Below are 12,601 nucleotides of genomic sequence, written 5' to 3' on the forward strand. Positions count from 1 at the left end.
CATAATTAAACCCTGCTCCAAGCAGGGTTTTTTATTCCCCATTATTTCTTACTTTTGCTCTACAAAAAGCAATAAATGAAGCATCTACTTTTCATCATATTATTTTTCACTTTCACGGCTCAGGCACAGGTTGTTAATAAGACAGACAGCAATACCCTGGAAAAGAAATTGGAAGATACTTTGGTGATTGATTCAGGGACAAAAGATTCACTGAAGATCTTTAAACCTACCATCAATGATTATTTGTACCAGAAGCAGTTTGCGGAGAAAAAAGTTTTTGATACGGTAATGACGTTTGACAAAACCTATATTTTTTCACAGTATAATAACAGGGATAATTTCGGCAGGGTGCAGGTTGCTAATATCGGGGCCGGCTTTAATCCCCTTTCTTATGAATTGAACCCGGAACAGAACCTGGCTTTGATGCCTATTAATAAATCATACGGTATCTTAGGGGTGGATGACATCAAATATTACGATGTGAAAACACCTACCGCTACTTTTGTATACCATAATGCGATGAAAAATGGGGCTGCGCTTCGGTCTACCTATACGCAGAATATTGGAAAACGATTTAATTTTGCTATCGAATACATGGGATTGCGCTCGCAGGGAATGTACAGGAACAGCCTTGCAGCGAATAATAATACTTTATTTTCCGGACATTATACTTCAAAGAACGGTAAATATGAATTGTTTGCCCATTACCTCCATCAGAATGTGAACAACCAGGAAAGTGGAGGAATTGCCGTGGACAGCCTCTTCCAGAATGGAAACAGCGATTCCCGGAACAGGCAGAATATGCAGGTCAACCTGGCTTCTACAAGTTCCCAGTTTTCCTACCGCAGATACTACCTTACACATCAGTTTGCACCGTTCAATTCAGATAAGATTCCTTTTAAAATCAGGCATACTATTTCTCATCAGGGAAATAAGTATCATTATACAGAAAATGCTTTGGAGCCTTACTGGTTCAATAATGTTTCACAATTAGTAAATCCGGGTGGTTCGCTGCCGGTTAAAAAATATTCGGATAACCTGAGCAACACCGTGAGTTTAGTCTGGGACAATGAAAAATTTAAACTGGATGCCGGATTGCGCTATCAGATGCTGAAGTTCGGGGTTACAGAAATTGTTTTGCCAAACCTTACCATTCCTTCTGAACTGAAAGAAAACCGTTTGGGGGCTGTTGGAAACTTACAGATCCGTCTTTTGGATAAGATACAGCTCAATTCATTCCTTGAAATTTCAAAGGGAAACCAGTTTGGGAGCTATATCAGGACGACAAACCATCTTTCTTTTGAACCCATTAAAGACTATTTTGTTAATGCCAAGGTAAATTTTCAAAGTGCTTATCCGTCCTTCAACTATATTATGAATACATCCAACTACCGGAAATTCAATTATTATCTTCAGGATGCAAAAAACCAGGCGGTTACGGAAATTGGAGGGAGTATAAACCTGAAATGGTTTAAAACTGAGTTATTTGCCAATTACTTCAGGGTAGATAATTATACCTATTTTGATCAGGATGCTCTTCCACGTCAAAGTGATAATTCTGTGAACATCTCGCAGATAGGAGGGGACGCAACGGTAAATTACGGAAAGTTCCACCTGAATACAAGGCTGCAGTTCCAGAATGTACTCACTAATAAAAACCTTCTGCCTTTGCCGGGCTTCATCGGAAGGGCAAATATATTTTACCAGACCAAAGCGTTCAAGAATGCAGCGGAAATCCAGACCGGTATCAAAGTGTATTATTTCTCGAAGTTTGCTTCCAGAGAATATTTCCCTATTCTTAATGAATACATTCTTCCTACTTCAGGTGCGTTCTCCATCGGGGGACAGCCGATTACGGATGTTTACTTTAATATGAAGGTTAAGAAAATGTTTTTCTTTATAGAAGGGCAGCAGGTAGCCACACTCGTTTCACATAACAAAGCATACGCATTTCCGCATTATCCGGTGTATGATTTCAGGCTGAACCTGGGGATCGTATGGTATTTGTTCAACTAAAACTACTGTACGTTGAAAACAATTGATACAATATCATTTCTTGATATAGAAAGCATTCCGCAGCTGATTAAAGATTTTCTGAACCAGGACGTCAAAGGCTTTGAGGACAATATCTTTACGCTGAATGCCATTAAAATGCAGATTCATAAAAAGCAGGAATCCTTTACTCCTGAACAGAGAGCCGTACTTTACCAGGCTTTGAAACAGCAGCTTTCGGGTATGCAGTTGTCTTCGGAGCAGGAAGAAAATCTCGATCATTTAAAATTAGCTAATACTTTCACAATTACTACTGGCCATCAGCTAAACCTTTTTTCAGGTCCTGTATTTTTTGTGTATAAAATTCTTCAGACCATCAAAACATGTTCATATCTGAAACAACATTTTCCGGAATTTAACTTTGTCCCGGTATATTGGATGGCTACGGAAGACCATGACTTTGCTGAAATCAACCATTTCAGGACAGAAAATAACTATTATGAAATCAATGAAAAATCAGGCGGTCCTGTAGGCAGGATCACTGTAAGTGATACCTTTTTCATTTCTGAATTTGAAGAAGAATTTAAAGATTCTGTTTTCGGTACCGAACTGATTCTGATGCTTAAAGAGGCTTACAAAAACGGAAATACTTTAACGGAAGCGATCAGGATTTTTGTTAACAGGATTTTTTCCGGTTACGGATTAATAAGTATTGATGGGGATTGTCCTATACTCAAGCAGCAGATAAAAGATATTTTTAAAGATGAGCTTGTAAACTTCAGCCTGTATGAATCTTCCAGGGATAAAGTTGCCCTGCTTACCGGTAAATATGGCAAAGTTCAGGTTAATCCGCGTGAAATAAACCTGTTTTATCTCACCGAAACCAGAGACAGGATAGACTTTGATGGCAGCTCGTATTTCGTTGTCGATAAAAATATCAGGTTTACAAAAGACGAATTAATTCATGAACTTGAAAAGTTTCCGGAAAAATTCAGTCCCAATGCGCTGATGCGTCCCGTATATCAGGAAAAAGTACTGCCTAATTTGGCATACATTGGAGGTAATGCAGAAATCATGTACTGGATGGAACTTAAAGATTATTTTTTCAAAACAGGCATTCCTTTTCCGGTACTCATCCCGAGGAATTCCATGCTTTTCATTAAAGAAAAAACGGTCAAGAAAATAGAAAAGCTAAGCCTCAAACCGCAAAGTTTCTTTCAGAATTTTGCAAAGGTTGTAGATGGTAAAATCCTGGAAAACCATGAAATCCTCAGAATGCTGGAAGACAGTGAAACTAACCTCATAAATCAGTTCTCTCAGCTGAAGGCTGTTGCAGAAACTACTGATAAATCTTTCGGAAATATGGTGCGTGCAGAAGAGGTACGGCAGTTGAAATCTTTTACGAGAATGAAAAAGCGGCTTCTCCATGCAGAGAAAATAAAGCAAAACGAGCTCATGGAAAGGCTGGAAACTCTTTTCCTTGAAGTGCATCCTGCCGGAACCTGGCAGGAAAGGGTATACAACTTCAGTGTATTCTTTGCCGACTATGGCTATGACTGGCTGGAAAGCTGCCTGGAGAAAATGGTGGTGGAGGAATCAAAACTAATAATTGTTGCCATTTAATTTTAAAGGAGTATTTTTGTACATTATAATTGTCGACTATGATTAAAAGGTTTTTTATTCTATCCGGTCTTTGTATGGTTCTAGGCTTGTCTGCCCAGAAATCCCATACGGTGGTAAAAGGAGATACTCCTTACAGCATTGCCAAAAGATACGGCATAAGCGTAGATGAATTATTGAAACTGAACCCTAAGCATAAAGATGGCAAACTGGCTATCGGAGATATTTTAACGGTTAAAACGGATGTTCGTGCAGCAGCGGATAAAAACAAACCTTCCCGCGGAGCAGAACTGGGAAAAATTATCCTGCAACCAAAACAGACCATCTACGGCCTTACAAAACAATACCGTATTTCCGAAACGGACCTTAGAAAACTGAATCCTGATCTTGACTCTCATATGAAAATCGGGGAAGAAATTACACTTCCTTTGGAGAGCATCAGAAAATACGGAAATATCCAGCAGGCAGCTCCGGTACAAAAAACAGAGACACCTGCCGAAACAGATACAGCTTCTGCTGACGAAGAAACCTATACCATCCAGACGAAAGATAATTATTACAGAATAACAAAACAGTTCAATATTACACAGCAGGAATTATTTGCGCTGAATCCGGGACTGGAAGAAAAAGGACTGAAACCTGGTACAAAAATAAAAGTCAGGAAAAATACAGCTGCAGAAACCTCTGATACTGCTACTAAAGCAAAGATGGATGAGGATAATACAAGGTCTTCTGTTGAATCACCGTCAGAAACTGCTGCTGCAGACGATTATGTTACCTATACGGTTCAGCATGGAGATACAGTATTCTCCATTGTAAATAAATTCGGGATCACGATTGATGAACTGATTGCACTTAATCCTGAATTGTCCGGAGGTCTTAAATCCGGCATGGTGCTTAAAATCAAAAAACAGGATCCGGCTTATGTTAAGAAAAATGGAGATGCCCTGAGCGTGGTCCTCATGCTTCCGTTCGGATATAGCACCAATGAGACACAATACAGGAGCATGGCAACAGATTTCCTGACCGGTGCTAAACTGGCGATTGAGAGAAATGCTGCCAGCGGACAAAAACTGGATATAAAAATAGTAGATTCCGGAAACGAAGCGTCATTCAAAAATTCGATGACCCAGATCAATCCCAATAATACAGACCTTATTGTAGGGCCGTTCTTTAAATCCAATGTTATCGATGTCCTGGACTTTATTAAAAACCAGAAGATTCCTGTAGTAGCTCCATTTGCGAACTCTCCGGAACTGTATAATTACAGCAATCTGATCATTGTGGAAACCAATGACCAGACGTATGCCGATAAGATTGTTGATGAAGTAAAGACTGCTTATTCCAATCAGAAAATTTACATTGTAGCGGATGCCAAAAAAGAAAATGCCAATTACATTAAGTCCGGGATTGAAAAAGCAGTTAAGAATGCTACTGTGATCATCGTAAATTCTCCTGCGGATATCCAGCTGGATCAGAATATGATGACAGGACAGTCTGCACCGGTGATTGCCATACTGGCCAATGATAGTGATGCTGCCGGAGAAGCATTCTCCAACAGGGTTATTGCCCTTTCAAAAGAAGTTCAGGGGGTAAAAGCATTCAGTATGTTCTACCATCCGAGTTTCGAAAGGAAAGTGGATGACCTTAGCCAGGCTCATCTGGTATATCTGATGGACAGGAAAATCAACACCGAAGGAAGTTTTGAAAAAGAAATTCTCGCAGCATACAAAGCCAAATACTGCAAGACACCTCCTAAATATGCCATCATCGGGTTTGATGTAATGAATGATATGCTGACCAGGGAAAACCGCAAAGGTGAAATTTTCAGGCAGATGAATAAAGTTCAGACCCAGCTGGCCACAAAATTCGAATTTGTAAAATCCAAAGCGAATGGGGCTTATGTGAATACCGGTTACCGGGTGATCAGGCTGATGCCATAACCCTGATTTTTAAACGCGTTGGAAAATATCGTTAACATTATAATTATATTTGCATAATATTTTAAATCAATACATGAAAGCACTTGTATTTCCTGGGCAGGGTTCTCAATTCGTGGGAATGGGAAAAGAATTATATGATTCTCGAAAAGACATAAAGGATTTGATGGAATCTGCCAATGAAATCTTAGGTTTCGACATTCTTTCGATTATGTTTAACGGAACGGATGAAGATCTTAAAAGAACAGAGGTTACGCAGCCTTCTATTTTTATTCATTCAGTTGCTGCACTTAAAGCAGTCAATGGTTTAGGAGCTGAAATGGTAGCCGGGCACTCTTTAGGAGAGTTCTCTGCATTGGTAGCCAACGGTGTTTTATCTTTTGATGACGGATTGAAGCTGGTGTCTGAAAGAGCAAAGGCAATGCAGGAAGCCTGTAATGCCAATCCGAGTTCCATGGCTGCCATTCTTGGGCTGGAAGACGCCAAAGTGGAGGAGATTTGCAGCCAGATCGAAGGAATTGTGGTTCCGGCAAACTATAACTGTCCCGGACAGCTGGTGATTTCCGGTGAAACTTCAGCAGTAGAAGAAGCTTGTGAGAAACTTAAAGAAGCAGGAGCCAAAAGAGCTTTGCTGTTACCGGTAAACGGGGCATTCCACTCACCGCTCATGCAGCCTGCACAGGAGAAACTGGCAGCTGCGATTGAGAATACAAAATTTAGAAAGCCAACGATTCCGGTGTATCAGAATATCACTACTACAGCAGTAACCAATCCTGAAGAAATCAAACAGAATCTTATTGCACAGCTTACAGGTCCGGTAAAATGGACTCAATCTGTCCAGAATATGATCAAAGACGGTGCCTCTCAATTCCTTGAAGTAGGTCCGGGAAAGACCCTGCAGGGGCTTATTAAAAAAATTGACAGTTCTGTGAACATAGCTTCTGCCATTTAACCCAACAACCAAAACATGAGCAGAATATTTTCACCGGGAAAGCTGATGCTGACTTCAGAATATTTTGCCCTAGACGGAGCTCTTGTCCTGGCCGTACCTACGAAGCTTGGACAAGAGTTTTTTTATGAAGAAACAGAAGACCATGAAAGCATGGTGTTCTGGGAGGCATTTCATCAGGGAAGGGCATGGCTAAAAGCGGCGATCAATTACAAAGACTGGCGTATTATAGAAACAAATATTCCTTCTGCTGCGGAATTCGTCCTGAAAACCCTGAAGAATGTTCAAAAGCTTTCTTCCACTCGATTTACTAAAGATTCTTCCTGTCATATAAAAACTAACCTGCAGTTCCCTGCGGATTATGGCCTGGGCAGCAGCTCAACGTTAATGAACAACCTTGCCGAATGGGCTGCAATAGATCCTTTTCAGTTAAATACCCTAAGCCTTGGCGGTAGCGGTTACGATATTGCCGTGGCCAAAGAGAAATCTGCTGTTCTATACCAAAGCGTTCCCGAGATAAAATATGATAAGGTGAAATTTAATCCTGCCTTTAGTAATGACCTGATTTTTATCCATCTTAATCAGAAACAGGACAGCCGGGAAGCCATCAATTTGTATCGCTCCAAAACTAAGTCTGCAGAACTGGTTAATGAATTTTCAGATTTGACAAAGAAAATTTTGTTATGCGAAGAATTGGAAAATTTTTCCAGGCTAATGTTGATTCATGAGCAAAAAATATCAGATTTCATTGAAATTCCTACAGTTAAACAACGCTTATTCTCTGATTGTCCGGTATTTGTGAAAAGTTTAGGAGCCTGGGGAGGAGATTTTGTCATGAGCGCAAAATTTGATGGCTTTCAGGACTATTTTTGGGGAAAAGGTTTCAGATCTCTTTTTAATTGGAATGATTTAATTGGTTTATAGCCAGTATTTTATAAACCTGTTTTTTTATTTGCCATTCTGACATATATGATTATATTTAAACCATCTTTAACAATTAGTTAATATTGATTTTGTCAGGACCCAAAAAGAAACAGAAAATATAAGTACAATGAGAAACGCTAAAATCATCCGCGATTTAGAAAAATTAGGGATCAGGGGAGACTACGAACTGTTATATAATCCTTCTTATGAAGAGTTATATCAGGCTGAAGTTTCTTCCGATAATCAGGGCTTTGAGAAAGCTGAACTTACGGAATCTGGTGCAGTATCAGTAAAAACAGGAATTTTCACAGGTCGTTCGCCTAAGGACAGATACATTGTTCAGGATGATGTTACAAGAGATACGATTTTCTGGGACGGTAAGGTTAACTTGCCAACAACACCGGAAGTTTTCAGATCTTGTAAAGAACTGGTGTTGAATCAGCTTTCTGATGCAAAGAAAATTTATGTGGTGGATGCATTTTGCGGAACCAATGCAGATACCAGATTAAAAGTAAGATTCATCGTAGAGGTGGCGTGGCAGGCCCATTTCGTGACCAATATGTTCATCAGGCCTTCACATTATGAGCTGGAACACTTCGGAGAACCGGATTTTACGGTAATCAACGGTTCAAAAGTAACCAATCCGCACTGGGAAGCCCAGGAACTGAATTCTGAAAACTTTATCATGTTCAACCTGACTGAAAAAATTCAGATTATCGGGGGAACCTGGTATGGAGGAGAAATGAAAAAAGGAATGTTTGCCATTATGAACTATTATCTGCCATTGAAAGGAATGGCTTCCATGCACTGCTCTGCCAATGTAGGCGAGGATGGGGATGTAGCGCTTTTCTTTGGTCTTTCGGGCACAGGGAAAACGACGTTATCGGCAGATCCGAAAAGATATCTCATCGGTGATGATGAACATGGCTGGGACAATAACGGAGTTTTTAACTATGAAGGCGGATGTTATGCCAAGGTAATCGATTTATCAGCGGAAAAAGAACCGGATATCTTCAGGGCGATCAAAAGAGATGCATTGCTGGAAAATGTTGTCGTGAATAACGGCATTGCAGATTATAGCGATGGTTCAATTACGGAGAATACGAGGGTTTCATATCCTATTTATCATATCAACAAAATTGTGCTGCCCTCTAAGGCAGGACATGCCAAAAAGATTGTTTACCTTTCTGCCGATGCTTTCGGGGTATTGCCTCCGGTTTCCATTCTGGATGAGGATCAGGCACAATACCATTTCCTTTGCGGATATACTTCCAAGCTTGCCGGAACAGAAAGAGGAATTACTGCACCGGAACCTTCTTTCTCACCTGCTTTCGGGGAAGCTTTCCTTACACTGCATCCTACCATGTATTCCAAGACTTTAATTAGTAAGATGAAAGAGTACGGAGCAAAGGCTTATCTTGTAAATACCGGATGGAACGGAACCGGAAAGCGAATTTCACTGAAGGATACACGGGCCATCATCGATGCCATTATTGACGGATCAATTGAAGACGCTCCTAAGGCAAGGATCCCGATTATGAATCTTGAGATCCCGGTTCAGCTTCCGAATGTTTCAGAAGGGATTTTAGACCCGAGGCAAACCTATGCTGATGTTGCCGAATGGGAAGAAAAAGCGAAAGACCTTGCTTCAAAATACATTAAGAACTTTGAGCAGTACTGCAATACAGAAGAAGGAAAAAAACTGGTGTCATCAGGCCCTCAGTTAGAGAAACAAACCACAAATTAAAACAAAATCCTCATCAGAAACGATGAGGATTTTTTATATAAATAATTCTGAAGGTTTAGCTAATGATGGTTTCAAAAGGTTTGGAATATATATAAAACCTCATCACACAATTTGTATACAATTACTCTTAAAAATCCGTGAAAGATAATCAAACGCCTGTCAGGCTCAATAGGGCTAACCGATATCCTTCCATCCCGAATCCGGATAACACGGCATCGGTATTCGCAGCCGTCACCGATTTCTGGCGGAACGCTTCTCTCTTATAGATATTGCTGATGTGAACTTCTATTTTAGGCTTGCTGATATTCTTTAAGCAATCCGCAATCGCATACGAATAATGAGTATAAGCGCCGGGATTGATCACAAGCGCCTCAAATTCATGCTTCTGGAGATAATTGATTATTTCCCCTTCAATATTAGACTGATAATATTCCAATTCCAATCCAGGAAACTCTGATCTCAGTTGATCCAGGTAGTCTTCCATGGAAATGGTTCCGTAAATATCGGGTTCTCTTGTGCCCAGAAGATTGAGGTTGGGACCATTTATAATTAAAATTTTCATTGAAAACGATTTATTCAAAGATACTATATTTTAAAAATACGTTTAAAGAGTATTGCTCAAATGCTTTTGGAAATATTCCGACGGCGTGATCCCTTCAATCTGTTTGAAAACGCGATTGAAAGTAGATTGATTTGAAAATCCTGCCTCCGTATAAACATACATGAAGGTCGCTTTTTGAAAGTCCACTTCAGAGAGCAATTGCTTTACGTGATTGATCCTGTATGTATTGAGGTAATTGTTAAAGTTAGGATACCCCTGAGATCGGATGGCTCTTGAAATATAGGTGTTGTTAACGTCCAGTTCCACACTCAGTGCCGAAAGATTGAACTTGGTATCCTTGAACAGCATTTTTTCATTCATCGAATCTTCAATTCGTGAGAATAGTTTTTCCATATTTTCAATAGTGGTATCAGAATCTTCAGAAGGTTGCTGATGTGTTTTCTTATCATCAGCAATCGTGCTTCCAATATTTTCAAATCGAAAAAACATTTCAGCCTTTCTTATTTTGTCGTTATAATAGATGAGTAAACTAACGACTAAAATATTGGAAATGAAAACCATCGTATCAGTGAAAAGTACTTCCTTTTGGGTATGCTTCGGAAAATCAAAAGAAAAATTATTGGCTACAAAGTAGCTTACAGAGATCATCGATAATACATAAAGGGTATACATCCAGATTTCTTTTCTTGAGAAAAAGACATAAGCTCCCAGAGGGATCGGTAACAGCCAGCAGAAACTTGCAACAGAGTATTCCCAAAATGCCAGAATAATATAAAAATTGTACAGAGGAGTTATCATTAAGTAAAGATGGACGATAAAGGTAGTGCTGAACCGTCTTCGCATCAGAAGATAGGTATATCCCAAAAATAAGATTTCAGCAGACAGATACCAGGACATCACTTTATCCGGGATATAAAAAATAAAAATGCAGGTATAAATACTCATGACAGTAAGCATAAGAATTACATACCTGTCCATTAATTCCTCTTTGAGTTTTTCAATAGATTCCTCTTTCTTGTTCATCCAGTGTTTAATACTTTTTCAGGTAAGAAAGTCATTTTCCATAACTGACTTACATAACGGTTTTAAAATGAATAGTTTATTGATGTTAAGTTAGTTTCAGGATTCTGATTTAATCACCCCTTTTTTTTATTGATCAGCAAAAATAATTTTGCGAAATAATTTCTCATGAAAATATTCTGAATAACCTGGGGCCTTTTTAAGCTAAAAAATATTTTAGGTTCATCAGCCTGTTTTTCTGTTTCTGAGCTAAAAGTTAAGGAATTCAAGTTCAAAATAAGAAAAAATGAACTGATAATTAACCCTGATGCTTCGATCATTAATTTTTGACGTGACAAACGTAATAGGAAAAATTGAACGGCATGCATCCTAAATAATAAACATACAATTTATTATAAGAGAATCTGCTTTTAAAGATCTCTCGATTTTTAATTTTTAAACAAATCTTATGAAAAAAATTTTTTTATCGATCACATTAAGCTCTTTTGCATTTATTTATTCTCAGGTGGGAATCAATACATCCAATCCGCAGGGGATCTTCCATGTTGATGGGGCAAAGGATAATGCAGCAACAGGAATGTCTACATCCGTACAGCAGGCAAACGATTTTGTTGTTACTTCCAATGGCAGTGTAGGTATCGGTACAAACTTGCCGGATTCATCCGCAATATTAGATGTCAGTGTAGACGGTCTTGAAGGTGGAAATAAAAAGGGATTTCTTGGACCGAAAGCTGCCTTATCATCCCAGACAGACCAGGTAACCATTCCATCACCGGCCACGGGGCTATTGGTATACAACCAGGGAACTGGAGGGCTTACCTATAATGGATATGTTTTCTGGAACGGCTCCGAATGGAGAACGTTGAGTAATGCATCACTGGCTCCCGGAACTATTGGAGCCATTACCTGTAATGCAGTAAACCTTTCTCCAGCTACGTATACCGCTGGAGTATCTTATACAGGAACCTTAATTGTCCCCTATACCGGAGGAAACGGCGGTGTGTACGGAGCACAGTCTATAGGATCTGTTAACGGTCTCACGGCAACTCTGTTATCAGGAAATTTTAATTCCGGTTCAGGAACACTGAGCTATGAAGTATCCGGAACACCTACAGTAAGCAGCCCTGTTACAACTACATTTGCATTGAATATTGGAGGACAGAGCTGTAATGCAACGGTCGGAGCCGGGGATGGAATAGCTCTCGGAGAGCTCATTTATTATAAAACAAGCATCCCTGCTACTCCTGCCGGTATCTGGCTGAGTGCTTATGCGGCAGATTTGCCGGTATTAGGAGGCAAATTAAGGCTTGATGCTTATTTTAATGCCAATTCAAGTCAGGGGAATGGCGCTGTTACCATGTATCCGAGGATCGTAAACACGTCATCATCTCCTGTGAAACTGTGGTTCAGTGCTTTAAGTACAGTAGACCGATTTAATGCAGGTAATTATTTACTGGCTCCAAGTACAGCTACAGGGTCCGGAACTTCACTTGCCCCTTCCGCTTATGTAGAACTAGATAACGGGATTTATTATAATCTGGGATTCAATGATATCCTCGGAACATCTACACCAAGAACTACAGGCAGTGGGGCTGGAGCAAATCAGGAAGTGCTCACCGTGGATCTTTCACTGGATGACAAATGGTATAGAATATATTATTTCCCTATTGTAGATAATAAAAATACGGCTACCACAAATGATGATACCAGAGAAATATATCTTTCTATCCAGAGGTTATATTGATATACAGCAATGATGTGAAGTGATCGTATTAAGAGGCTGTTGAAAAGATCAGCCTCTTAATATTTTTATTTCAGTTACGAGAATACACTTCATACAGGAGATT

Annotated in this window: 9 protein-coding genes; 7 read left to right on the plus strand and 2 right to left on the minus strand. The window is 39.6% G+C overall.

What is annotated here, in order from left to right; genetic code table 11:
• Window positions 1-75: 75 nt before the first annotated feature.
• The 6 genes from QE404_RS18095 to pckA all read left to right on the plus strand — a co-directional run bounded on the left by QE404_RS18095 (window position 76) and on the right by pckA (window position 9,172).
• Window positions 76-2,016, plus strand: a complete 1,941-nt coding sequence (locus tag QE404_RS18095; protein WP_307452901.1) for a putative porin — start codon at window positions 76-78, stop codon at window positions 2,014-2,016.
• Between the two features lie 12 nt (window positions 2,017-2,028).
• Complete coding sequence (gene bshC / locus QE404_RS18100; RefSeq protein WP_307452903.1) at window positions 2,029-3,615, plus strand: bacillithiol biosynthesis cysteine-adding enzyme BshC; 1,587 nt, start codon at window positions 2,029-2,031, stop codon at window positions 3,613-3,615.
• A 38-nt stretch (window positions 3,616-3,653) separates the two neighbouring features.
• Window positions 3,654-5,555, plus strand: a complete 1,902-nt coding sequence (locus QE404_RS18105; RefSeq protein ID WP_307452905.1) for a LysM peptidoglycan-binding domain-containing protein — start codon at window positions 3,654-3,656, stop codon at window positions 5,553-5,555.
• 73 nt (window positions 5,556-5,628) lie between these two features.
• Window positions 5,629-6,504 carry an ACP S-malonyltransferase gene (gene fabD, locus QE404_RS18110; RefSeq protein ID WP_307452907.1) on the plus strand — a complete coding sequence of 292 codons (876 nt, stop codon included), beginning with the start codon at window positions 5,629-5,631 and terminating at the stop codon, window positions 6,502-6,504.
• A gap of 15 nt (window positions 6,505-6,519) precedes the next feature.
• The gene (locus QE404_RS18115; protein WP_307452909.1) at window positions 6,520-7,425 is read left to right on the plus strand and encodes a GYDIA family GHMP kinase; all 906 of its coding nucleotides are present in this window, start codon (window positions 6,520-6,522) and stop codon (window positions 7,423-7,425) included.
• Between the two features lie 127 nt (window positions 7,426-7,552).
• Window positions 7,553-9,172 carry a phosphoenolpyruvate carboxykinase (ATP) gene (gene pckA / locus QE404_RS18120; RefSeq protein WP_307452911.1) on the plus strand — a complete coding sequence of 540 codons (1,620 nt, stop codon included), beginning with the start codon at window positions 7,553-7,555 and terminating at the stop codon, window positions 9,170-9,172.
• Window positions 9,173-9,320: 148 nt separating this feature from the next.
• On the opposite strand, the gene QE404_RS18125 is transcribed toward pckA, so the two are convergent.
• Window positions 9,321-9,734, minus strand: coding sequence for a type II 3-dehydroquinate dehydratase (locus QE404_RS18125; RefSeq protein WP_307452914.1), 414 nt, complete (start codon window positions 9,732-9,734; stop codon window positions 9,321-9,323).
• Between the two features lie 42 nt (window positions 9,735-9,776).
• On the minus strand, window positions 9,777-10,757 hold the full coding sequence (locus tag QE404_RS18130) for a helix-turn-helix domain-containing protein (protein WP_307452916.1): 981 nt from the start codon (window positions 10,755-10,757) through the stop codon (window positions 9,777-9,779).
• Window positions 10,758-11,202: 445 nt separating this feature from the next.
• Here QE404_RS18130 and QE404_RS18135 point away from each other — a divergent pair, with 445 nt between their 5' ends.
• Window positions 11,203-12,498, plus strand: coding sequence for a hypothetical protein (locus QE404_RS18135; protein WP_307452918.1), 1,296 nt, complete (start codon window positions 11,203-11,205; stop codon window positions 12,496-12,498).
• Window positions 12,499-12,601: the final 103 nt, after the last annotated feature.

Origin of the sequence: Chryseobacterium camelliae (assembly GCF_030818575.1) — a bacterium.
Classification (GTDB): Bacteria; Bacteroidota; Bacteroidia; order Flavobacteriales; family Weeksellaceae; genus Chryseobacterium; species Chryseobacterium camelliae_A.